We start from the raw sequence: 21,779 nt of genomic DNA, 5'->3' as shown, positions 1-21,779 counted from the left end.
CCGCCGACGGCACGCGAGGCCGCGGGGCCCGGCTCATCGGCCGTCGCCGTGCCGCACGGGCCACGGCGGAGGGCTCACCGGCAGCCACTCGGCCCGGGCCCGTGGGAAGTGGTGGGGCGGCCGACGGCCCCCGGAGAGGGAGGGGCGGTGGCCGGCCCGGGAGGGTCTCAGTGCCCGGTGCGCAGCCCGTCGAAGGCGAGCCGTACGAGGGTGTCGACCAGCTGTTCCCGGTCCGCGGCCCCGCCCGGCTGGGGGCGGTACCACTCCACCAGGGAGTTGATCATTCCGAAGAGCAGCCGGGTGGCCAGCCGTATGTCCACGTCGGTGCGCAGGTCCCCGTCCGCCGCCGCGGCCTTCAGCAGGTCGGCGACGCGCTGGTCGAACTCGCGGCGCCGTTCCAGCGCCCACCGCTCGGTGCTCGTGTTGCCCCGCACCCGCAACAGCAGGGTCACGTAGGGAAGCTCGTCCATCAGCACCTCGACGGTGCGCCTGGTGACGTACTCGACGCGCTCCAAGGCCCGTCCGCGTATCGCCCCCGGCTCCTCGAGAACCGCGAAGAGCCCGTCGATCGCCCGGCTGACGGCACGCCGCAGCAGCTCCTCCTTGCCCGCCACATGGTGGTAGATCGACGACTTGGAGATCCCGGCCGCCCTGGAGAGGTGCTCCATGGAGGTGCCGTCGTATCCGCGCTCGTTGAAGACGCGGACGGCGACGGAGAGCAGCGTGTCGGGGGTGTACGTGTCGCGCTTGGCGGTGGTCATCGGCTGTCCCGGTCCTTCGCGGCCTTCGTGGCGTTCTCCTCGTGGGCCTTGCGCAGGATCCCGAGGCCGGGCGCGTACCGGCCCGTGGGGTAGCGGTCGTGCAGGGCCCTCAGCAGTTCGGCCACGGTCCCGTAGCCCAGTTCGGCCGCCCATTCGAAGGGCCCTGCGGGGTAGTTGACCCCGAGGCGCATGGCCGTGTCGATGTCCTCGGCTGAGGCGACGCCCCGTTCGACCGCGTCCATGGCGAGGTCGACCAGCATCGCGACCGTACGGCCGACGATCATGCCCGGGACGTCCTTGATCAGGGAGACCTGCTTGCCGAGCGCCTGGAACAGGCCGACTGCCTCCCGGAGGGTCTCGGGCGAGGTGCCCTCGGCCGTGGAGAGCGCGATACGGGTGGCGGCCGTGTAGTCGTGGGCGAGGTCGAAGTGGACGATCTCGTCGTCCCAGGACTCGAACGAGGCCCGGCCGTCCACGAGGCACAGCCGGCCGCCGCTCGGCAGGGACAGGTGGCTCCCGCTCCGCTTGTGGCGGACCTTGATCCCGGCCTGTTCGATGAGCGCGACCAGCGGCTGGGCGGGACCCAGGTGGCCGTGGAGGGTGACGGCCCCGGGAGCGGGCTCCGCCGGTTCGGTACGGGGGACCGGGCGGCCGGACGCCTCCTCGTACGCGTACCAGCCCTGGCCCGTCTTGCGGCCCAGCCGGCCCGACTGGACGAGGCGTCGCTGGACGAGCGACGGGGTGAACTTCGGGTCCTGGTGGAACGCCTCCCATACGGAACGGGTGACGGCCTCGTTGACGTCCTGCCCGATCAGGTCGGTCAGCTCGAAGGGGCCCATCCTGAAGCCGCCGGACTCGCGCAGCACGGCGTCGATGGTGGCCGGGTCGGCCCCCTGCTCCTCGAAGACCCTCATCGCCTCGGCGTAGAAGGGGCGGGCCACCCGGTTGACGATGAAGCCCGGAGTGTCGGCGCAGCGCACCGGCGTCTTGCCCCACGCCTTGACCGTCGCGTACGCGCGCGTGGCGGCGGTTTCGTCGGTGGCGCAGCCACTGACGATCTCGACGAGCGGGAGCAGCGGTGCCGGGTTGAAGAAGTGCACTCCGACGAAACGCCCGGGGACGCGCAGGGCGCCGGCGATCTCCGTGACGGACAGCGAGGAGGTGTTGGTGGCGAGCAGGCAGTCGTCGGCGACGACCTTCTCCAGCTCGGAGAAGAGCTCCCGCTTGACCCCGAGGTCCTCCACGACGGCCTCGACGACGAGGGCGGAGTCGGCGAGGTCGGCGAGCGCTTCGGCGCCGGACAGCCGTGTGCGGGCCGCGTCCCGCTCGGCCGGACCGAGCCGGCCCTTCTCGACCAGGCGGTCCAGCCGTCCGGCGATGGCCTCGGCGGCCGACCGGGCCCGGCCGGGCACGGCGTCGTAGAGACGTACGGTGTGGCCGGAGACGAGGGCGACCTGGGCGATGCCCTGCCCCATGGTGCCCGTGCCGACGACCGCGACGGTCCGGCCGGGTTCGACGGCCTCGGCCGTGGCGGTTCCGGCGGCCCCGACAGGCCCTGTTTCGGTCATGGCAGTGATCCTCCCCGATGAGTTTTCCACAGGTTCGACAGACCCCCTTGTCCCGACCGATCGTTCGGTTACTCTAGCTCTGTCCGCCCGTCCCTGCCCAGCTCGACGAGGAGTTGGTCCCTCATGGCCGCCGCGCAGCTGACCACCGACCATCTGACCGAGAGGCACCGGCCCACGCTCGACCAGGCCCTCGAAGCGATCCGCACCCGCGCCTACTGGTCTCCCCACCCGGAGCACCCCAAGGCCTACGGGGAGAACGGCTCGCTGAGCGCCGCCGAAGGACTCGCGGCCCACCAGGCCGTGCTGGGCTCCCGCTTCGAGCTCGACCAGCCGGGTACGGACGGCTGGACGCAGGGCGAGGTCTCGCCGTACGGCCCCGCGCTGGGCGTGGAGTATCCGCACGCCGACATCGACGTCCTGCTGCCCGCCATGCGCGCGGGCATGGGCGCGTGGCGGGACGCCGGTCCCGAGACCCGCGCCCTGGTCTGCCTGGAGGTCCTGGCGCGGATCAGCGGCCGGACGCACGAGTTCGCGCACGCGGTGATGCACACCAGCGGGCAGGCGTTCATGATGGCGCTCCAGGCGGGCGGGCCGCACGCCCAGGACCGCGGCCTGGAGGCAGTGGCGTACGCGTACGCCGAGCAGATCCGCACCCCGCTCGTCGCCGACTGGTCGAAGCCGCAGGGCAAGCGGGACCCGCTGGAGCTGCGCAAGACGTTCACCCCGGTCGCGCGCGGCATCGCGCTGCTGGTCGGGTGCAACACGTTCCCGACGTGGAACGGCTACCCGGGCCTCTTCGCCTCCCTGGCCACCGGAAACCCGGTCCTGGTCAAGCCGCACCCCCGCGCCGTGCTGCCCCTGGCACTCACGGTGCGGGTCGCCCGCGAGGTGCTCGCGGAGTGCGGCTTCGACCCGAACCTGGTCGCGCTGGCGGCCGAGCGCCCCGGCGAGGGCATCGCCAAGACCCTGGCCGTCCGCCCCGAGATCCGGATCATCGACTACACCGGTTCCACGTCCTTCGGGGACTGGCTGGAGGCCAACGCCCGGCAGGCGCAGGTGTACACCGAGAAGGCCGGCGTGAACACCGTCCTGATCGACTCCACCGACGACTACCGGGGAATGCTCTCCAACCTGGCCTTCTCGCTGTCCCTCTACAGCGGCCAGATGTGCACCACCCCGCAGAACCTGCTGATCCCCCGCGACGGCATCACCACGGACGCCGGCCCCAAGTCGTACGACGAGGTGGTCGCCGATCTGGCGGCCTCGGTCGGCGGGCTGCTGGGAGACGACGCCCGCGCCAACGCCCTGCTGGGGGCACTGGTCAACCCGGACGTGAAGGCCCGCCTGGAGGCGGCCGCCGAGCTCGGCGAGGTCGCCCTCGCGTCCCGCGAGGTGGCCAACCCGGACTTCCCGGACGCCGTCGTCCGCACGCCCGTCATCGTGAAGCTGGACGGCTCCAAGCCCGACGCGGAAGCGGCCTACATGTCCGAGTGCTTCGGCCCGGTCTCCTTCGCCGTCTCGGTCGAGTCCACCGCCGACGCGGTGGAGCTGCTGAGGCGGACGGTGCGGGAGAAGGGCGCGATGACCGTCGGCGCGTACACCACGTCGCCGGAGGCCGAGCGCGCGATCGAGGAGGTCTGCCTGGAGGAGTCGGCGCAGCTCTCCCTGAACCTGACGGGCGGGGTGTACGTCAACCAGACGGCGGCGTTCTCCGACTTCCACGGCTCGGGGGGCAACCCCGCGGCCAACGCGGCCCTGTGCGACAGCGCCTTCGTCGCCAACCGCTTCCGGGTGGTCGAGGTACGCCGCCAGGCGTGAGCCGGCAGCCGGGGCCCGAACCGCGCGGGACGGGCCCCGGAACGGCCGGGCGGCACTCTCCACCTCGGCAAGGACGCCGCGGCGTACGGCTGCGCGCGAGCACCCTCGGCTCACGGACGCAACGGCTCGCACCGGAGCACACGATCGGCCCCGGGCTCCCGGGGCCCCTGGGCACTCGGGGCCCTTGGGCACTCGGCCGGCGGCCGGTGGCCGCGGGTCAGGCGGACGGGCCGGCGATCTCCGCGTACCGCTGCACCCACGCGTGCATGGCGACCGCCGCGGCCGCTCCCGCGTTGATGGAGCGGGTCGAGCCGAACTGGGCGATCGAGCAGACCATCGAAGCGTGCTTGCGCGCCTCCTCCGTGAGGCCCGGCCCTTCCTGCCCGAACAGCAGGACACATCTGCGCGGCAGCTCGGTGCGTTCCAGCGGCACCGCACCGGGAAGGTTGTCGATCCCGATGATCGGCAGGTCCTCCGAGGCTGCCCAGGCGGTCAGCGACTCGGTGTCCGGGTGGTGACGCACATGCTGGTACCGGTCGGTGACCATGGCGCCGCGCCGGTTCCAGCGCCGACGGCCGACAATGTGGATCTCCTTCGCGAGGAACGCGTTGGCGGTCCTCACGACCGAGCCGATGTTGAAGTCATGGCCCCAGTTCTCCACGGCGACGTGGAAGTCGTGCCGCCGGGTGTCCAGGTCGGCCACGATGGCCTCGCGCGTCCAGTACCGGTACTGGTCGACCACATTGCGCCGGTCCCCCTCGGCGAGCAGCTCGGAGTCGTACCGCTCGTCCTCCGGCCAGGGCAGGGGGTGCGGCCCGACACCGATCTCGTGACCGTAGCCGTCGTCGTACTGAAGCGGCTCGCCCGAGGGGGCGTCCGTCTGGGTCTCGCTGCTCACCCGACGAGAGTACGGGGGGCCCGCTCCTCGGGCACGCGCCGCTGCTCCGGCACCGCCTTCGGACGCCGGAGCGCCCGGTCGCGGCCCCGGCCGAGCCGGCCCGAGAGCCAGACGAGGAAAACGGTCGGCAGGAAGACCGCGTCGGCGGCGATCATCGCGAGCGAGAAGAACGGCAGGCCCAGCAGCAGCGCGATGCCCGCGTGCTCCAGCATCATCATCACCAGCAGCACGTTCTTCACGCGCCGGTTGAAGAGCGTGAAGGGGAAGGCGACCTGGACGATGACCGTGCCGTACGTCAGCACCATCACCATCACGCCACTCGCGGCCAGGAGGTCGGAGAGGAACGGCCAGGGCGTGAAGTAGTCCAGCTTGAGCGGGTAGTACAGCGCGGTGCCGTCCTGCCAACGGGACCCCTGGATCTTGTACCAGCCCGCCGTCGCGTAGATCAGACAGACCTCGGCCATGATCACGGCGAGGGCGGCGTTGTGGCTCAGGTTGGCGAGGACGTCGAGCAGCACCTTCGGCTCACCGGAGGCGAACCGGCAGGCCAGCCACCACAGCCCCTGCGCCACCCAGACCAGCCACAGCAGGACCAGCACCCAGCTCTCACCGGTCCTGTCGGCGAAGAGCGTGGCGGCCACGAGCCCGAATCCGAGCACCGTCCACAGTGCCGGCCCGACCCGGTCACGCCGGGGCCCCGGGCGCGCCGCACGGCGGGCGTCCAGCGACCAGACCTGACCGCAACGGGTCAGGACGAGGTAGATCGCCATCAGGTGCACCACGTTGTCGCCGCCGTCGCCCATGAAGATGGAGCGGTTCTGCAGCGAGAGCACACCCAGCATGAAGAGCACGGACATGGTGCGGGTGCGCCAGCCGAGCATCAGCAGCACGCCGGACAGGGCCGCGAGCCCGTAGACGGCCTCGAACCACACGGCGCTGTCCGACCACATCAGCACCGTGAAGGAGTGGTTGTTCGCGATCAGCTGCTGGGCCATGTCCCAGGCCCAGGGCCCCTCCGGGCCGTACAGCTCGTGACGGTGCGGGAACTCGCGCAGGAGGAACAGCAGCCAGGCACCGCTGAAGCCGATACGGACGACGGCGGTCTGGTACGGGCCCAGGGCCGCGCCGGTGACCCGCTGGATGGCCCGGGCAAGACGGCGGTCGGCCGACTCGCGCGCAGTCGTGGGAAGCGTCCGGTTCACCTGGCCGCCTCCGTCCGGCCGCCGCGCACGTCACCGGGGAGGTCGGCGGTGGTCACCGTCCACCAGGGAAGGACACGGTAGTAGGGGCGGGTGTCGATCTTCTCCTCGCTCCACACCGGCGCCTCGACGCCCTTGGTCGAGGAACGCAGCTGTATCCGTTCGACGGTCCCGCCCAACTGGTGCGCTTCCAACTTCAGCATCACGATGCGCCGGATGTAGCGCTCGGAGAGCTGGCCGCGCAGACCGTTCGGGCGGTTGTCGTTGGTGTGCGAGTTCACGTAGAAGTCCCAGCCGCGGCGCAGTTCGTTCTGGTGCACATGGCTCGGGAAGGGATTGCCGCGGATCGCCTCCCTGTCGTCACCGGACAGGTCGATCCACTCGGTGGTCCTGCGTGCGCCGTCGGGGCCGGTCACCTCGGCGCGGGCATGGACGGCGATGTTCTGCTGGAGCGGATTGGGGGCGAAGAGCTTCCAGTTCTGCTCGAACTCGGGGAAGACCCATTCGTCGACCGCTTTGCCGTGCTGCTTGGTCAGGGTGTTCGAGGGGGCGACATGCAGGAAGACCATGGCGACGTGGAAGCAGGCGAAGACGCCGATGACGGCGAGGGAGACGGCGGCCGCCACCTGATAGGGCAGCGAGAGCGCGGCTATGCCGACACCGCCGCCCCTGGACGCGGGAGCCGCCGGATCCGCGTCGGTCGCACCCGCGGTGATCCGACCTGCGGCGACGGGGCCCACGTCGACCGGATCACCGGTAACCGGACCACCGGCCACCGCGCCGCCCGCCGGGGAGCGACCGGCCGTGGGATCACCGACGACCGGACCAGTGGAGGGGGAATCGCCGACGGCTGAATGCCTGGCGACCGGACCGGCCGTGAACGCGGGCGCGGAGTCGCCCGGGGACGCGGGCGCGGGGGTTCGTGCGGGTGCGGGAGGGCGGCTCACCTGGTCCGATGGAGGGGCTGGGGCCTCGCCCCCGGCTTCCGTGACGCGCTCGCGGCGCTCGGCACGCCCACCCTCCTCGTCGTACGAGTCCATCCCGCCCCGATCCCCATCGATCCACCGCAGTTATCCACAGGGTTGACACCATACGGGCCGCCGACTCACCATTGAAGTCATTCAACCGAACGATCGGTCGGTAGGGGGTCCGATGACCGCAGTGACAGCGGACACGCAGGAGTCGTACGAGGCGGCGTTCGACGCCGCCGTGGCCGCGGATGAGCGGATCGAGCCGCGCGACTGGATGCCTGAGGCATACCGCGCCTCACTCGTCCGGCAGATCGCCCAGCACGCGCACTCCGAGATCATCGGCATGCAGCCCGAGGCGAACTGGATCACCCGCGCGCCCTCGCTTCGGCGCAAGGCGATCCTGATGGCCAAGGTGCAGGACGAGGCGGGACACGGCCTCTACCTCTACAGCGCGGCCGAGACCCTCGGTACGAGCCGCGACGAGCTGCTCGACAAGCTGCACTCCGGTCGCCAGAAGTACTCGTCGATCTTCAACTACCCCACGCTGACCTGGGCCGACGTCGGCGCGATCGGCTGGCTGGTGGACGGCGCCGCCATCACCAATCAGGTGCCGTTGTGCCGCTGCTCCTACGGCCCGTACGCCCGCGCCATGGTCCGGGTGTGCAAGGAGGAGTCCTTCCACCAGCGCCAGGGGTACGAAGCGCTGCTCGCGCTCTCTCGCGGCACCCCGGAGCAGCACGCGATGGCGCAGGACGCGGTGGACCGCTGGTGGTGGCCGTCCCTGATGATGTTCGGCCCGCCGGACGACGAGTCGGCCCACTCGGCGCAGTCGATGGCCTGGAAGATCAAGCGCCACTCCAACGACGAGTTGCGCCAGCGCTTCGTCGACATATGTGTCCCGCAGGCCGAGGCACTGGGACTCACCCTCCCCGACCCGGACCTGCGCTGGAACGAGGAACGCGGGCACCACGACTTCGGCGAGATCGACTGGTCGGAGTTCCGCGAGGTGCTCAAGGGCAACGGGCCTTGCAACGAAGAACGGATCGGCCGGCGCCGAAGGGCCCATGAGGAAGGCGCCTGGGTCAGGGAGGCGGCCGCCGCGTACGCCGCGAAGCACGGGAAGGCGACAGCATGACCACCAGCGACTGGCCACTGTGGGAGGTGTTCGTGCGCTCGCGTCGCGGGCTGTCCCACACCCACGCGGGAAGCCTGCACGCACCGGACGCGGAAATGGCCCTGCGCAACGCGCGTGACCTGTACACGCGCCGCAACGAGGGTGTCTCCCTCTGGGTGGTGCCCTCCTCCGCGATCACTGCCTCCTCTCCCGACGAGAAGGACCCGTTCTTCGAGCCGGCCGCCGACAAGCCGTACCGCCACCCCACCTTCTACGACATCCCCGAGGGGGTGCAGCACCTGTGACGACCACGGTGAACGCCGCGGCACTCGCCCTCGGCGACGACGCCCTGGTGCTGTCGCACCGGTTGGGGGAGTGGGCGGGAAACGCCCCCGTCCTCGAGGAGGAGGTCGCCCTCGCCAACATCGCGCTGGACCTTCTCGGCCAGGCCCGCGTGCTGCTCTCGCTCGTCGGTGACGAGGACGAACTGGCCTATCTGCGCGAGGAGCGGGCCTTCACCAACGTCCAGCTCGTCGAACAGCCCAACGGCGACTTCGCCCACACGATCGCCCGTCAGCTGTTCTTCTCCACATACCAGCGCCTGATGTACGGCCGCCTGGCCGCCGCGGGTGCGGAGGGCGGCGACGAGGGCGGCCGTCAGCTGACCGGACTCGCGGCGAAGGCGGTCAAGGAGGTCGCCTACCACCAGGACCACGCGGAGCAGTGGACCGTGCGGCTGGGCGACGGCACACCCGAGAGCCACGAGCGGATGCAGCGGGCATGCGACGCCCTCTGGCGCTACACCGGCGAGCTCTTCCAGCCGGTCGAGGGCCTCGACCTCGACCGGTCGGAGCTGGAGGCGGACTGGCTGGCGTCGGTGACGGCCGTCCTGGAGCGCGCCACTCTCACCGTGCCGGGCGGGCCGCGCACCGGGGCCTGGAGCGCCGGCGCGGGACGGCAGGGCCTCCACACGGAGTCGTTCGGCCGGATGCTGGCCGAGATGCAGCACCTGCACCGCAGCCACCCGGGGGCGACATGGTGACCATGACGGCGCTGGAGGAGGAGCTCAGCCGACTGGCCGGCTCGGTCCTCGATCCGGAGCTCCCCGTCCTGACACTGGGTGAGCTGGGTGTGCTCCGCGGTGTGCAGGTCCTCGCTCCTGGCAGGGTCGAGGTGGAGCTGACCCCGACATACACCGGTTGCCCCGCGGTCGAGGCGATGTCCTCGGACATCGAGCGGGTGCTGCGCGAACACGGCATACCCGAGGTCTCGGTCGTCACCGTGCTCTCCCCTGCCTGGTCGACCGACGACATCAGCGCGGAAGGCCGGCGCAAGCTCGCCGAGTACGGCATAGCCCCGCCGCGCCCGCAGGGACCGGTGGCCGCCCCCACCGGTCCGGTGCCGCTCACGCTGGCCATCCGGTGCCCGCACTGCGGCTCGACCGACACCGAACTGCTGAGCAGGTTCTCCTCCACGGCCTGCAAGGCGCTGCGCCGGTGCACTTCCTGCCTCGAACCGTTCGACCACTTCAAGGAGTTGTAGATGTTCCATCCGCTCCGGGTGAGCGAGGTCGAGCGGCTCACGGACGACTCGGTGGCCGTCACCTTCGCCGTGCCGCACGAGCTGCGCGAAGCCTTCCGCCACACCCCCGGCCAGCACCTCACGATGCGCCGCGCCACGGCGGGCGGCGAAGAGATCCGGCGTACGTACTCGATCTGCGCCCCCGCGGCTCCGGCGGACGCGGACCCCGTGCTCCGGGTGGGCATCCGGCTGGTGGACGGCGGTGAGTTCTCGACGTACGCGCTCAAGGAGCTCGCGGTCGGCGACACGGTCGACGTCATGGAGCCGATGGGCCGGTTCCTCCTGGCGCCGCGCCAGGGATACTTCGCCGCGGTGGTCGGCGGCAGCGGCATCACGCCGGTCCTGTCCATGGCCGCGACGCTGCTGGCCCGTGAGCCGGAAGCCCGTTTCTGTCTGATCCGCAGTGATCGCACGGCGGCCTCGACGATGTTCCTGGACGAGGTCGCGGACCTCAAGGACCGCTACCCCGGCCGCTTCCAGCTGGTGACCGTGCTGTCCCGGGAGGAACAGCAGGCCGGGCTGCCGTCCGGACGGCTGGACCAGGAGCGGCTGACCGAGTTGCTGCCCGCGTTGCTGCCGGTCGGTGACGTGGACGGCTGGTACCTCTGCGGTCCCTTCGGACTGGTCCTGGGCGCCGAGCGCGCACTGCGCGGCCTCGGGGTCGACCGTGGCCGCATCCACCAGGAGATCTTCCACGTGGACGACGGCTCGTCGGCCACCGCGGCGAGGGCAGGGGGCGCACCCTCGCACGCCACGCTCACCGCGAAGCTCGACGGCCGTTCCGGCACATGGCCGGTCGAGAAGGACGAGTCCCTGCTGGAGACGGTCCTGCGGGCCCGCTCCGACGCTCCGTACGCGTGCAAGGGCGGGGTGTGCGGCACCTGCCGGGCGTTCCTGGTCAGCGGCGAGGTGCGGATGGACCGCAACTACGCCCTGGAGCCCGAGGAGACGGGAGCGGGTTATGTGCTGGCCTGCCAGTCCCACCCCGTGACGCCGGACGTGGAGCTGGACTTCGACCGCTGACGGCGCCGTCCGCTCCCACGGACCGTCCGGGTCTGCCCGGCACTGCGAGGTCCGGGCCGGCCGGGCCCGCGCACGGCGCCGACCGGGACGGAGACAGCCGCCCCCCGCGCACCGCGCCGACCGGGACGGAGCCGAGGGGACGGGGCACCGCCCGCCTGCCGGAGGCGCCTTCACCGGACGCCCCATGCGCGGAGCCGGCCCGGGCGCCGACGGCCCGGCCCGCAGTGGCCAGGCGTCACCGGCCCCTCCCGGCCGGCACGCCGGGCACGGGTCTACAGCACGAAGGCGGGGCTGCCGTTGTCGGTGGTCATGGGGCGGCCGGCGCCGTCCCAGGCGAGCATGCCGCCGTCGATGTTCACCGCGTCGATGCCCTGCTGCACCAGGTACTGGGTGACCTGTGCAGACCGGCCGCCGACGCGGCACATGACATAGGCCCGCCGTCCGTCGGACACCGCTTCGGTGACCTCACCGAAGCGGGCGACGAAGTCGCTCATCGGTACGTGCAGCGCACCCTCGACATGCCCGGCCGCCCACTCGTCGGCCTCACGCACGTCCAGCACCAGCCCGTCGGCCGGTACCGACGCCACGTCCACCGTGGGCAGCGGTGTGAAGTTCATTGATCAAGCCTTCTCTCGTCCGGTAGGAATCGACATCACTGTGCGAGAGCGTTCAGCTCCGCCTCACGCTCGGAGACCTGGGCCAGCAACTGCTCGGCGATCTCGTCCAGCAGCCGGTCCGGGTCGTCGGGTGCCATCCGCAGCATGGCGCCGATCGCGCTGTCCTCGAGCTCCCGGGCGACCCCGGTCAGCCACTCCTTGCGGTGTGCAAGCCATTCGAGGCGGGCATAGAGCTCCTCGCTCTCGCTGAGCCGGGGGGCCTTGGGCACCGGGCCCGCCGCCCACTCCTCGGAAAGCTCCTGCAGCAGCGCCGCGTCCCCGCGGCCGTAGGCGGCGTTCACCCGTGTGATGAACTCCTCGCGCCGCTGGCGCTCCTCCTCGTCCCGCGCCAGGTCCGGGTGCGCCTTGCGGGCCAGCTCCCGATAGAGCTTGCGCACCTCGTCGCTCGGGCGCACCCGCTTCGGCGGCTGCACTGGGCGGTCCGTGAGCATCGCGGCGGCCTCGGGGGACAGACCGTCGGAGTCGATCCAGTTGTGGAAGAGCTCCTCGACCCCGGGCATCGGCAGCACCATCGCCCGTGCCTCCTGCGCCTTGCGCAGGTCCTCCGGGTCACCCGTGCGCGCTGCCCTCGCCTCCGCGATCAACGCGTCCAGCTCGTCCAGACGGGAGTACATGGGGCCCAGCTTCTGGTGATGCAGCCGGGAGAAGTTCTCCACCTCGACCCGGAAGGTCTCCACGGCGATCTCGAACTCGATCAGCGCCTGCTCAGCCGCCCGGACGGCCCGCTCCAGCCGTGCCTCGGGCCGCTCGGCCTCACCACCGGTCCCCTCAGGCGTCGAACCGTCGGCCGTGGCGGCACCGCCGCCCGGGCCGGCACCGCCGTCGAGACCACCGTGGCCATCGTGGCCGTCAGCACCTTGGGCACCGTCGGCGCTCGGGTCACGGTCACCGGTCACGTCGTCGTTCGAGGTCGTCACCCGACCAGCGTACGGGCGACCCGGGCCTGTCCGGTCACACCCCCGGCTCGGCGGCGATCCGCCCGCTGCGGATCGCGGTCACCAGCTCGGCGTGATCGGCCTCCGTCCGGTCCGCGTACGCCACGGCGAACCGGGCCACCGCCTGGTCCAGCTCGTCGTTCTTGCCGCAGTACCCGGCGAGGAGCCGGGGATCGGCACTGTGCGCGTGCGCCCGGGCAAGCAGGGCACCGGTCATCCGCGCGTAGTCGTCGATCTGATCGGCCACGAGCGCCGCCGGGTCCACGCTGCCCTTGCGGTTGCGGAACTGCCGCACCTGGTACGGCCGGCCCTCCACCGTCGTCCAGCCGAGCAGATTGTCACTGACCACCTGCATCCGCTTCTGTCCGCGCACCACGCGCTGCCCCTCGTGCCGGACCTCCTCCGTCGGGAACCCCACCGCCGCCAGGTGCGGCAGCAGCGCCGACGGGCGGGCCTCCTTCACCTGGAGCACCAGGGGCTCTCCCCGGTGGTCGAGCAGCAGCACCACGTACGAGCGGGTGCCCACGCTCCCGGTGCCGACCACCCGGAACGCCACGTCGTGGATCGCGTACCGCGCCAGCAGCGGCAACCGGTCCTCCGGCAGGGTCTGTACGTACTCCCCCAGCGCACCCGCCACGGCAGCCGCCTCCGCGTCCGGCACCCGGCGCAGAACCGGCGGCGCGTCCACGAACCGTCGCGCCCCGCCCTCGCACGCCTCGGTCGACCTCGCGGCGAAGCGGGCACTCGTGTTGTTGCGCGCCTTCTCCGATATCCGCTCCAACGTACCCAGAAGGTCGCGGGCGTCGGTGTGCGAGACGAGCTCCTCGTCGGCGATGGCGTTCCACGCGTCCAGCACCGGAAGCCTGGCGAGCAGGCGCATGGTCCGACGGTAGGCGCCCACCGCGTCGAGAGCCGCCGCACGGCACGTGTCCTCGTCCGCGCCCGCCTCGCGACCTGCCAGGACCAGCGAGGTCGCCAACCGCTTGACATCCCACTCCCACGGACCGGTCACGGTCTCGTCGAAGTCGTTCAGATCGATGACGAGACCACCGCGGGCATCGCCGTACAGTCCGAAGTTCGCCGCGTGCGCGTCCCCGCAGATCTGCGCGGCCACCCCGGTGACCGGCGTCCCCGCGAGGTCGTGCGCCATCAGCCCCGCCGCGCCGCGCAGAAACGCGAAGGGCGAGGCGGCCATCCTGCCCACCCGTATCGGCGTGAGGCCCTCGACCCGCCCGCGGTTCGACTCCTCGACCGCCCGAACGGCGTCCGGCCGCCCCTCGCCCAGGGCCGTCGAGTCGTGCGAGGACCGGGGCACACGGTCACGCAACGCCTTCCCGAACTTCTTGGGCGACGCCGCCGGGTCCACGCGGTCCGCAGTCCCGTACGAGGCCGCCGCATCGCGGCTCCCCCCGCCCTCGGCGCCGGTCTCCCCGGCACGCCGGGCGAACCCCGGCACGAACGGTATGCGCGCAGCCGTGCGCCCCTCGTCGGCGTTCCCGCGCTGCTCCGGCACCCCGGCCCGCATCCCACCCACGACACCCACGACGCCCCCCGTTCCCGATCCCGCAACTGCCCCAGACCGTACCGCCGCCGCGCGACACCCGTCTGCCCCTGTGGATAACCCCGGACAGCGGTGGCGGACCAGCACGGGAGCCGTACCGGTCCAGCACCGGAGCAGCCGCGCCGGCCGGGTCGCCCCGTACAGGTCCGGCCCTCGGACAGGTCCCCGCCCCCCTACAGGTCCCGGGTAATGAGGCAGCCCAGGCGCGGTACCCGTACGCGTACCGGCCGCTCACGCGCGCGACACCGCGCGGCAAGCACCGGCCCGACGAACCCGGAGAGCAGAACCCAGAGAGCCGAACCGAGAGAGCCGAGAACCGGAAGAGAAGGGCGCACCATGTCAGGCCCGCGTGACGAGCCCGCCGCTCGCGAGAAACCCCGGGAGCGCGGCGAACACGGTGATCAGGGCAATGCCGGCGATCACGACGCGCCGCGGAACGAGTCGGTCGACACCATCCAGCGCGAGCTGACCGCGTTCGCCCGACGCGCCCGGGCCACGGCCGCCCGCCTCCACCCGGACCTCTCGCTCGTGTCGTACACCCTGCTCGTGCACATCCACGAGCTGCACGGATGCCGGGCCACAGACCTGGCGGCCCACTACATGCTCGACAAGTCCACCGTGAGCCGGCAGATCGCCGCCCTTGAGAAACTGGGTCTGGTCGAGCGCCGCCCGGACTTCTCGGACCACCGCGTCCAGGTCCTGCACCCCACCGAGGCCGGTGCCAGGGTCCTCTCATCGACCCACGCCAGCCGCCGCGCCGCCTACCGGGCCCGCCTCGCCGACTGGTCGACCGAGGACCTGGACCGTTTCGCGGGATACCTCCTGCGCTACAACGCGACGCCCGACGCGACCTGAAGCCCCCCCCCCGCAAGCCAGCGAACAAGCCCACGAGTGAACACGGGAACAAGCGAACAAGCGAACAAGCGAACAAGCCACCGTCACAGCCCGGCGTCGCGCGCCAGCAGTGCCGCCTGAACCCGGTTCTCGCAGTCGAGCTTCGCGAGGATCCGGCTCACATACGTCTTCACCGTCGCCTCGCTCATGTGCAGCCGCCTCCCCGCGTCCGCGTTGGAGAGCCCCTCGCCGAGCAGGGCCAGCACCTCGCGCTCACGCCCGCCCAGGGCCGCCACCCGGGCCCGCGCCTCCTCGCCGCGTGCCGCCGCCCGCCCCGTAGCCAGCTGGTCCACCACGTGCCTGGTCGCCGCCGGCGACAGATAGGCGTCCCCGGCCGCCGCCGCCCGTACCGCCCGGATCAGCTCCGCCGGAGCCGTGTCCTTGAGCAGGAAGCCGGCGCCCCCGTATTCGAGGGCTCGAAGGACGTTCTCCCGCTCACCGAACGTCGTCAGCACGATCACCCGAGCCTCCGGTACCGCGCGCCGCAGCTCGGGCAGTGCCGCCAGTCCGTCCAGTACGGGCATCTGGATGTCGAGCAGCACCACGTCGGCGGCGTGCGAACGAGCCCGGTCCACCGCCTCGCGCCCGTTGGCCGCCTCCGCCACGACCTCGATGCCGGGGTCCGACGTGAGGATCACCCGGATGCCCGCCCGGATCAGCGGCTCGTCGTCGGCGACCACGACCCTGATCGACGCCCCCGTCATTCCCTTCCCTCCCTCAGGTGCCGGCGAGCACGGACCGCTATCGGACCACCTCGTACGACTTCTTCTCGGCCAGCTTGCCGTCCTTGAAGCAGAACCGGAACACCGGCTCCGTCTCGGAGCTCTCGCCGACCTCCGCCGACATCAGCACCAGGCAGGTGGAGCCCTCCGGCTCCGCCGGCCCCTTCCCGGCCAGCCCGGCCGTCGCGATGGTGTCCCCGCTGGGCAGCCGGTCGCGCACCTCCTTCTCGGACGTGCCGACCTTCACCGCGTCGTACTGGGACTTCTCGATCATGCCCTCGTTCATGGCACCCATCAGGAAGAAGAACCCGAAACCGGCCGCCACCAGCAGCACCACCAGGGCCGCGACGGCGATCCCGCACCCCAGGACGACCCCGCCGACCCTGCTCCTGCTCGTATCCGCACCGACACCCACCGTCAACTCCCTCTCCGGAACGGACCAGACGGACCGGTCCACGACCCGTCCACCGTTCCCGTCGAGGGGCACCGACGTCTGCTGCCGGAAGTCGTCCGCCGCATCGACCAAAGGCGCGCCCGCGGCCGCCCCCGCGACCCCGCCCGCTCCGGCAGGGCCTCCCGTGGCCGCGTGCGCGCCGTACGGCAGGACGGCGGCCACCCGGAATCCGGTGCCGTCCGGGCCCTCCACCGGCCCGGCGTGCACCATTCCGCCCACCAGCCGTGCCCGCTCGTACAGGCCGGTCAGCCCCTGCCCGCCGCTGACCACGTCCGACGGCTCCCCGCCGGCCGACGCGGTGTTGAGGACCTCGACGACGAGCGAGTCCGGCTCGTACCGCAGCTCCACGGCGATCGCGGCGCCCGGCGCGTGCTTGTACGCGTTCGTGAGCGCCTCCTGCACGATGCGGTACGCCGCGTGATCGGCGGCCGGCGCGAGTGGCCGTGCCTTCCCGGTACGCCGCACCTCCACCGTGTTGCCCGCCGCCCTGGACGTGTCCACCAGCCCGTCGATGCCGGCCGCCCCGCGCGTCACCCGGCCCGGGTCGTCGGCGACCGGCGCCTCGATCCCGTCCCGCAGGATCCCGACGACCTCACGCAGCTCCCGCATCGCGGTCACCGACGCGTCCCGCAGCACACCCACCGCCTCGCGCTGGCGGTCGGTCAGTTCGCGGTCCACCTCCAGGGCGCCGGTGTGCACCGAGATGAGGGCCAGTTGATGGCCCAGGCTGTCGTGCATGTCCTGGGCGATCCGCTGCCGTTCCCGCAGCCTCGTCTGCCCCTCGACCATGGCCCGTTCGCGCAGCAACTGGGCGTTGCGCTCCTGGAGGGCGTGCAGCAGGGTCCGCCGCTGGGTCCAGTAGCGGCTGGCCAGGCCCGGCATGACGGTCGTGGCCAGGTAGTACAGGGTCGAGAGCAGCACCAGCGTCAGCGGGGCCTGGCGCGACCAGGAGTCCGTCAGTGACACCCCGACGAAGCCGGCGTACGAGAGGGTGAACGCGGCCAGCGCCCGCCCCGGACCGACGATCGCGCGGCCGGCCGACCAGCCGACCAGGAGCAGCAGCAGGGCGAAGCCGCCGATCAGCGGCGTCAGCGCCCCCGTGGCCACCAGCACGGTCGCGGGCAGCCGTCGCCGCAGCAGCGACAGCACGGCCGCTCCCGTGCCGACGGCCGCCAGCGCCCAGTCCTCGCTGCCCAGCAGCTCCTCGACGCCGGCCGCCAGCAGCCCGATGACGACCGCGAGCACGGCCTCGCCCGCGGTACGTCGACGGGACCACAGTTCGGGCGCCGCCAGCCACCGCCACGCCGCTCTGATCTTCGAAGACACGTCCACGCCCGGCACCCTAGGTACCGCCGCCCGCCTCGCGCGGCCCTCTTTCGTCGTCCCCCTTCGCGACGAAGGTCTCATCGGACGCCGCCCCCGGTTCCTCGTTCACCTCATGAACACACGCTCTCCCGCGCCCGGACGAGGACCCCGCCCTCTCGCACGCAGATACGCACGGATGTGATCGTCACCACATCGACGTCCGGCGTCGCAGCACGACCGCCCGCCGCCGAGCGGCCGACCGCCCATGACCGCGCGCCGCCGCCCGGTCGCCGCCGCCGCGGCGGTCGCCCGGCAGGCGGTCGTTCGAGGACCAGAGCGTCATGAGGGGGGACAACGCGGAAGCCCCGTAGGTCGATGACCTACGGGGCTTCCGTCTGGTGCGCGAGGGGGGAGTTGAACCCCCACGCCCTTTCGGGCACTGGAACCTGAATCCAGCGCGTCTGCCTATTCCGCCACCCGCGCATTGGGTGTTGCCGCCTTGTTCCCCCGCCGTTTTTCGGTGGGAGCCCCTTGCGACATCTGAAGATTAGCACGTCGCAGCGGGTGGATTCACATCCGTTTGTTTCGGGGAACCGGAGTACGAACAGAGAGTGGGAGACGAGGGGAGGAAGCAGGAGGAAGGGACCCGAGAGGGGGCACGGCACGGCCCTGAGGACCCGGCCGCCCCGCGTCCGCCACGGTCCGGGCCCTGACCGACCGGCACCACCGGCCCCGGCCCACCCGTCCGCGTCCCCGGCCGCGCCCGGAGCCGCACCCACCGGTCCGGCACCGGTCCGACCGTTCCGGCACCACCGGAGCACCCCGCACGCCCCCGCCCCCGGCCCCGGTGCCGGACCCCGAACCGATCCCAGCCCCCGATTCCCAGCCCCCGACCCCAGCTTCCGAATCCGGCCCCTGGCCCGGCCCACCCCAGCAGCCCCACCCCAGCAGCCCCGTCCCAGAGCCCCCGCCCCGAGCCCGACCCCGCCACGCGGCCGCGTGGCGGAAGGCGTCACAGGACCCGGGACAGAAACGGAACAGAACCCGGAACCGGACAGAGGAACGTGATCCGTTCGCACCCACTCCTCCAGGGTGCTCGCCGGGTGCGGGACACTGTCATGAGGCCGCCTCTACGATCCGTGTGAGAGGTGACACTCGTCCACAGGGCAGAGAAGGGGAACCAGCCGATTTCCCGACGCGTGGATACGATCAGTAAGCAGTACCAGGACGGCAACTACGGAGGAGGTGCCCCATGGGAGTCATGAAGCGTTTCGAGCAGCGTCTCGAAGGTCTGGTCAACGGCACCTTCGCCAAGGTCTTCAAGTCCGAGGTCCAGCCCGTCGAGATCGCGGGCGCCCTCCAGCGGGAGTGCGACAACAACGCGACGATCTGGAACCGCGAGCGGACGGTCGTCCCCAACGACTTCATCGTGGAGCTGAGCGCGCCGGACTACGAGCGCCTGAGCCCCTACTCGGGCCAGCTCGGCGACGAGCTGTCCGGTCTCGTCCGCGACTACGCCAAGCAGCAGCGGTACACCTTCATGGGCCCGATCAAGGTCCACCTGGAGAAGGCCGACGACCTCGACACCGGCCTGTACCGGGTGCGCAGCCGCACGCTCGCGTCGAGCACGTCGCAGTCGCAGCCGCCGCAGGGACAGACGCAGGCCCCGGGCGGACCCCCGCCGGGCCAGGGCGCCGCCCCCGGCGGCCGCCCCGGTGGGTACGGCTATCCGCCCACCGCCGCTCCGCCCATGCCGGCGGCCCCGCCGCCCGGCTCCCTGAACCGCCCACCCGCGACGGGCCGCCCGCCGGCCTCCGCGGGCCCCATGCCCGGCGCCCAGGTGCGCCGCTGGATCGAGATCAACGGCACGCGCCACCAGATCTCCCGCCCGACGCTGGTGCTGGGTCGCAGCACCGACGCCGATGTGCGGATCGACGACCCCGGCGTCTCGCGCCGGCACTGTGAGATCCGGACCGGAACGCCCTCGACGATCCAGGATCTCGGGTCCACCAACGGCATCGTGGTGGACGGGCAGCACACCACCCGCGCTACGCTCCGCGACGGCTCGCGGATCGTCGTGGGCAGCACCACCATCGTTTACCGGCAAGCCGAAGGGTGAAGCGGGGGCAATGTCAGAGCTGACCCTCACGGTCATGCGGTTGGGTTTCCTCGCCGTACTGTGGCTGTTCGTCATCGTGGCCGTCCAGGTCATCCGCAGCGATCTGTTCGGGACGCGTGTCACACAGCGCGGTTCGCGCCGCGAGAGCGCGCGCCCGCAGCAGACCGCGGCGCGACAGACCGCGGCGCCGCCGCAACAACGCCAGCAGTCCGGCCGTCAGCGGCGCGGCGCGCCGACCAAGCTGGTCGTGTCCGAGGGCACCCTCACGGGCACCACGGTCGCCCTTCAGGGGCAGACGATCTCGCTGGGCCGCGCGCACGACTCCACGATCGTGCTGGACGACGACTACGCGTCCAGCAGGCATGCCAGGATCTACCCGGACCGTGACGGCCAGTGGATCGTCGAGGATCTCGGGTCCACCAACGGCACGTATCTCGACCGGACCCGACTCACCACCCCGACACCGATTCCGCTGGGCGCGCCGATCCGCATCGGCAAGACCGTCATCGAGCTGCGGAAGTAGTGCTACATCATGGATAGGCGCGAGCGGAGCGAGCGAGCCGCAGCGGACCCCGGGGCGGGATCCGCCGCGGGCCGGGACAGGCTCCCGACCGGAGGGTGGGCAGTGTGGCTCGAGACCGGCTGTACCCCGAGGCGGCAGCGACAGGGCAGGTGCGCATGAGCTTGTCACTGCGCTTCGCCGCCGGATCGCACAAGGGCATGATCCGGGAGGGCAACGAGGACTCCGGTTACGCCGGGCCCCGTCTGCTCGCGATCGCCGACGGCATGGGCGGCCAGGCCGCCGGTGAGGTGGCGTCGTCCGAGGTGATCTCCACCCTCGTCACGCTCGACGACGACGTCCCCGGCTCGGACATCCTCACGTCGCTCGGTACGGCGGTCCAGCGGGCCAACGACCAGCTTCGGGTGATGGTCGAGGAGGACCCCCAGCTGGAGGGCATGGGGACCACGCTGACCGCCCTGCTGTGGACGGGCCAGCGGCTCGGCCTGGTGCACGTCGGCGACTCCCGGGCGTACCTCCTGCGGGACGGCGTCCTGACCCAGATCACGCAGGACCACACCTGGGTGCAGCGGCTGGTCGACGAGGGCCGGATCACCGAGGAGGAAGCCACCACCCACCCGCAGAGGTCCCTCCTCATGCGCGCGCTGGGCAGCGGCGACCACGTCGAGCCCGATCTGTCGATCCGTGAAGTGCGCGCCGGCGACCGGTACCTGATCTGCTCCGACGGCCTGTCCGGCGTCGTCTCCCACCAGACGATGGAGGAGGCGCTCGCCAGCTACCAGGGCCCGCAGGAGACGGTCCAGGACCTGATCCAGCTCGCGCTGCGCGGCGGCGGCCCCGACAACATCACCGTGATCGTCGCGGATGTCTTCGACACCGACGGCGGCGACACCCTGGCGGGGCAGCTCAGCGACACGCCCGTCATCGTCGGCGCGGTCGCCGAGAACCAGATCCAGCTGAACGACGGCGGCGCCATGGAGACACCCGCGGGCCGCGCGGCCGGTCTCGGCCGCCCCGCCGCTCCGGGGGCTCCCGGAGGCGGTTTCGGTCCCCCCGGCAGCGGTGACGGCATCGGTTACGGCGGCATGCCTCCGGAGGGTTCCTTCGGCGCGTACGGCGACGAGGACTTCACCAAGCCGCGCGGCGGCCGCGCGTGGCTGAAGAGATCGTTCTTCATCGTGCTCGCGCTGGCGGTCGTCGGCGGCGGGCTCTACGGCGGCTACCGCTGGACGCAGACGCAGTACTACGTCGGCGCCAAGGACGAGCACGTCGCTCTGTACCGCGGCATCAGCCAGGACCTGGCCTGGGTCTCCCTCTCGGAGATCGAGAAGGATCACCCCGAGATCGAACTCAAGTACCTGCCCGCCTACCAGCGCAAGCAGGTCGAGGAGACGATCGCCGGCGGCAGCCTCGGCAAGGCCAAGACCAAGATCGCTGAGCTCGCCACCCAGGCGGACGCCTGCAAGAAGCAGGAGCAGCGCAGCGAGGCGGCCGACCGGGCGAGCACCCCGCCCCCCGGAGAGGGCCAGGCCGGCGGCACGACCGGCGTCTCCACCGTCACCAAGCCGACCGCAGCCACTCCCTCCCCGGGCCCCAGCCTTTCGGAGGAGGAGCAGAAGCTGGCCTCGAACTGCGGCAAGCAGTAGGACCCGTAGGGGG

At 71.8% G+C, this 21,779-nt stretch carries 20 protein-coding genes and 1 tRNA gene; 10 read left to right on the top strand and 11 right to left on the bottom strand.

The window, feature by feature from the left end; all coding sequences use genetic code 11:
- Positions 1–167 precede the first annotated feature (167 nt).
- Both PUR26_RS18525 and PUR26_RS18520 read right to left on the bottom strand, forming a co-directional pair.
- Positions 168–761 (bottom strand): TetR/AcrR family transcriptional regulator, encoded by a 594-nt coding sequence (locus PUR26_RS18525; RefSeq protein ID WP_329873495.1) that lies wholly within the window; start codon positions 759–761, stop codon positions 168–170.
- On the bottom strand, positions 758–2,329 hold the full coding sequence (locus tag PUR26_RS18520; RefSeq protein WP_329873494.1) for a 3-hydroxyacyl-CoA dehydrogenase: 1,572 nt from the start codon (positions 2,327–2,329) through the stop codon (positions 758–760). Before PUR26_RS18520 ends, PUR26_RS18525 begins: the two co-directional genes overlap by 4 nt.
- Before the next feature lie 123 nt (positions 2,330–2,452).
- Here PUR26_RS18520 and paaN point away from each other — a divergent pair, with 123 nt between their 5' ends.
- Positions 2,453–4,147, top strand: coding sequence for a phenylacetic acid degradation protein PaaN (gene paaN, locus PUR26_RS18515; protein ID WP_329873493.1), 1,695 nt, complete (start codon positions 2,453–2,455; stop codon positions 4,145–4,147).
- A gap of 217 nt (positions 4,148–4,364) precedes the next feature.
- Here the strand turns inward: paaN and PUR26_RS18510 are convergent, their stop codons facing one another.
- The 3 genes from PUR26_RS18510 to PUR26_RS18500 are packed head-to-tail and all read right to left on the bottom strand — an operon-like array spanning position 4,365 to position 6,984.
- Positions 4,365–5,045: a TrmH family RNA methyltransferase gene (locus PUR26_RS18510; protein WP_329873492.1), complete on the bottom strand. Its 681-nt coding sequence runs from the start codon at positions 5,043–5,045 to the stop codon at positions 4,365–4,367.
- Positions 5,042–6,247, bottom strand: a complete 1,206-nt coding sequence (locus PUR26_RS18505) for an HTTM domain-containing protein (protein ID WP_329873491.1) — start codon at positions 6,245–6,247, stop codon at positions 5,042–5,044. Before PUR26_RS18505 ends, PUR26_RS18510 begins: the two co-directional genes overlap by 4 nt.
- Positions 6,244–6,984: a DUF5819 family protein gene (locus PUR26_RS18500; RefSeq protein WP_443077101.1), complete on the bottom strand. Its 741-nt coding sequence runs from the start codon at positions 6,982–6,984 to the stop codon at positions 6,244–6,246. The genes PUR26_RS18505 and PUR26_RS18500 overlap by 4 nt, the downstream gene beginning before the upstream one ends.
- A 412-nt stretch (positions 6,985–7,396) precedes the next feature.
- Here PUR26_RS18500 and paaA point away from each other — a divergent pair, with 412 nt between their 5' ends.
- The 5 genes from paaA to PUR26_RS18475 are packed head-to-tail and all read left to right on the top strand — an operon-like array spanning position 7,397 to position 10,933.
- A complete protein-coding gene (gene paaA / locus PUR26_RS18495) occupies positions 7,397–8,350 on the top strand; it encodes a 1,2-phenylacetyl-CoA epoxidase subunit PaaA (protein WP_329873490.1) in 954 nt (317 codons plus the stop codon).
- Positions 8,347–8,634: a 1,2-phenylacetyl-CoA epoxidase subunit PaaB gene (paaB, locus tag PUR26_RS18490; protein WP_329873489.1), complete on the top strand. Its 288-nt coding sequence runs from the start codon at positions 8,347–8,349 to the stop codon at positions 8,632–8,634. Before paaA ends, paaB begins: the two co-directional genes overlap by 4 nt.
- A complete protein-coding gene (paaC, locus tag PUR26_RS18485) occupies positions 8,631–9,371 on the top strand; it encodes a 1,2-phenylacetyl-CoA epoxidase subunit PaaC (protein WP_329873488.1) in 741 nt (246 codons plus the stop codon). The genes paaB and paaC overlap by 4 nt, the downstream gene beginning before the upstream one ends.
- Positions 9,365–9,871 carry a 1,2-phenylacetyl-CoA epoxidase subunit PaaD gene (gene paaD, locus PUR26_RS18480; protein WP_329873487.1) on the top strand — a complete coding sequence of 169 codons (507 nt, stop codon included), beginning with the start codon at positions 9,365–9,367 and terminating at the stop codon, positions 9,869–9,871. Before paaC ends, paaD begins: the two co-directional genes overlap by 7 nt.
- Positions 9,872–10,933, top strand: coding sequence for a 2Fe-2S iron-sulfur cluster-binding protein (locus PUR26_RS18475; RefSeq protein ID WP_329873486.1), 1,062 nt, complete (start codon positions 9,872–9,874; stop codon positions 10,931–10,933). It begins immediately after the preceding gene.
- Positions 10,934–11,205: 272 nt separating this feature from the next.
- Here PUR26_RS18475 and PUR26_RS18470 read toward each other — a convergent pair whose 3' ends face one another.
- Genes PUR26_RS18470 through PUR26_RS18460 form a run of 3 tightly spaced genes read right to left on the bottom strand, consistent with a single transcriptional unit; the run spans position 11,206 to position 14,070 of the window.
- Complete coding sequence (locus PUR26_RS18470; protein WP_329873485.1) at positions 11,206–11,550, bottom strand: rhodanese-like domain-containing protein; 345 nt, start codon at positions 11,548–11,550, stop codon at positions 11,206–11,208.
- A gap of 35 nt (positions 11,551–11,585) precedes the next feature.
- Positions 11,586–12,527, bottom strand: coding sequence for a hypothetical protein (locus PUR26_RS18465; protein WP_443077100.1), 942 nt, complete (start codon positions 12,525–12,527; stop codon positions 11,586–11,588).
- 34 nt (positions 12,528–12,561) lie between these two features.
- On the bottom strand, positions 12,562–14,070 hold the full coding sequence (locus PUR26_RS18460; RefSeq protein ID WP_329873526.1) for a DUF2252 domain-containing protein: 1,509 nt from the start codon (positions 14,068–14,070) through the stop codon (positions 12,562–12,564).
- Between the two features lie 372 nt (positions 14,071–14,442).
- On the opposite strand from PUR26_RS18460, the gene PUR26_RS18455 reads away from it, so the two are divergent.
- Positions 14,443–14,961 (top strand): MarR family winged helix-turn-helix transcriptional regulator, encoded by a 519-nt coding sequence (locus PUR26_RS18455; protein ID WP_329873484.1) that lies wholly within the window; start codon positions 14,443–14,445, stop codon positions 14,959–14,961.
- Between the two features lie 83 nt (positions 14,962–15,044).
- Here the strand turns inward: PUR26_RS18455 and PUR26_RS18450 are convergent, their stop codons facing one another.
- The 3 genes from PUR26_RS18450 to PUR26_RS18440 form a co-directional block, all read right to left on the bottom strand.
- On the bottom strand, positions 15,045–15,704 hold the full coding sequence (locus tag PUR26_RS18450; protein WP_329873483.1) for a response regulator transcription factor: 660 nt from the start codon (positions 15,702–15,704) through the stop codon (positions 15,045–15,047).
- Between the two features lie 37 nt (positions 15,705–15,741).
- Positions 15,742–17,508 carry a sensor histidine kinase gene (locus PUR26_RS18445; RefSeq protein ID WP_329873482.1) on the bottom strand — a complete coding sequence of 589 codons (1,767 nt, stop codon included), beginning with the start codon at positions 17,506–17,508 and terminating at the stop codon, positions 15,742–15,744.
- 369 nt (positions 17,509–17,877) lie between these two features.
- Positions 17,878–17,964: transfer RNA gene (locus tag PUR26_RS18440), tRNA-Leu, on the bottom strand.
- A 769-nt stretch (positions 17,965–18,733) separates the two neighbouring features.
- Between PUR26_RS18440 and PUR26_RS18435 the strand changes: the two genes are divergently transcribed.
- The 3 genes from PUR26_RS18435 to PUR26_RS18425 all read left to right on the top strand — a co-directional run bounded on the left by PUR26_RS18435 (position 18,734) and on the right by PUR26_RS18425 (position 21,766).
- Positions 18,734–19,600, top strand: coding sequence for a DUF3662 and FHA domain-containing protein (locus tag PUR26_RS18435; protein WP_329873481.1), 867 nt, complete (start codon positions 18,734–18,736; stop codon positions 19,598–19,600).
- A 10-nt stretch (positions 19,601–19,610) separates the two neighbouring features.
- On the top strand, positions 19,611–20,123 hold the full coding sequence (locus PUR26_RS18430; RefSeq protein WP_329873480.1) for an FHA domain-containing protein FhaB/FipA: 513 nt from the start codon (positions 19,611–19,613) through the stop codon (positions 20,121–20,123).
- Between the two features lie 155 nt (positions 20,124–20,278).
- Entirely contained in the window at positions 20,279–21,766 is a 1,488-nt protein-coding gene (locus PUR26_RS18425; RefSeq protein ID WP_329873479.1) for a Stp1/IreP family PP2C-type Ser/Thr phosphatase, read from the top strand.
- Positions 21,767–21,779: the final 13 nt, after the last annotated feature.

This window comes from Streptomyces sp. SP18CS02 (genome assembly GCF_036322365.1).
In the GTDB taxonomy this organism is placed as follows: Bacteria; Actinomycetota; Actinomycetes; order Streptomycetales; family Streptomycetaceae; genus Streptomyces.
The sequence above is the reverse complement of the archived record's forward strand: the minus strand, read 5'-3'. Positions and strand labels throughout refer to the sequence as shown.

Coding starts and splice junctions, on each gene's coding strand:
- PUR26_RS18525 (WP_329873495.1), bottom strand. CDS start 761: ATGACCACCGCCAAGCGCGACACGTACACCCCCGACACGCTGCTCTCC.
- PUR26_RS18520 (WP_329873494.1), bottom strand. CDS start 2,329: ATGACCGAAACAGGGCCTGTCGGGGCCGCCGGAACCGCCACGGCCGAG.
- paaN (WP_329873493.1), top strand. CDS start 2,453: ATGGCCGCCGCGCAGCTGACCACCGACCATCTGACCGAGAGGCACCGG.
- paaA (WP_329873490.1), top strand. CDS start 7,397: ATGACCGCAGTGACAGCGGACACGCAGGAGTCGTACGAGGCGGCGTTC.
- paaB (WP_329873489.1), top strand. CDS start 8,347: ATGACCACCAGCGACTGGCCACTGTGGGAGGTGTTCGTGCGCTCGCGT.
- paaD (WP_329873487.1), top strand. CDS start 9,365: ATGGTGACCATGACGGCGCTGGAGGAGGAGCTCAGCCGACTGGCCGGC.
- PUR26_RS18475 (WP_329873486.1), top strand. CDS start 9,872: ATGTTCCATCCGCTCCGGGTGAGCGAGGTCGAGCGGCTCACGGACGAC.
- PUR26_RS18470 (WP_329873485.1), bottom strand. CDS start 11,550: ATGAACTTCACACCGCTGCCCACGGTGGACGTGGCGTCGGTACCGGCC.
- PUR26_RS18460 (WP_329873526.1), bottom strand. CDS start 14,070: ATGCGGGCCGGGGTGCCGGAGCAGCGCGGGAACGCCGACGAGGGGCGC.
- PUR26_RS18455 (WP_329873484.1), top strand. CDS start 14,443: ATGTCAGGCCCGCGTGACGAGCCCGCCGCTCGCGAGAAACCCCGGGAG.
- PUR26_RS18450 (WP_329873483.1), bottom strand. CDS start 15,704: ATGACGGGGGCGTCGATCAGGGTCGTGGTCGCCGACGACGAGCCGCTG.
- PUR26_RS18435 (WP_329873481.1), top strand. CDS start 18,734: ATGGGAGTCATGAAGCGTTTCGAGCAGCGTCTCGAAGGTCTGGTCAAC.
- PUR26_RS18430 (WP_329873480.1), top strand. CDS start 19,611: ATGTCAGAGCTGACCCTCACGGTCATGCGGTTGGGTTTCCTCGCCGTA.
- PUR26_RS18425 (WP_329873479.1), top strand. CDS start 20,279: ATGAGCTTGTCACTGCGCTTCGCCGCCGGATCGCACAAGGGCATGATC.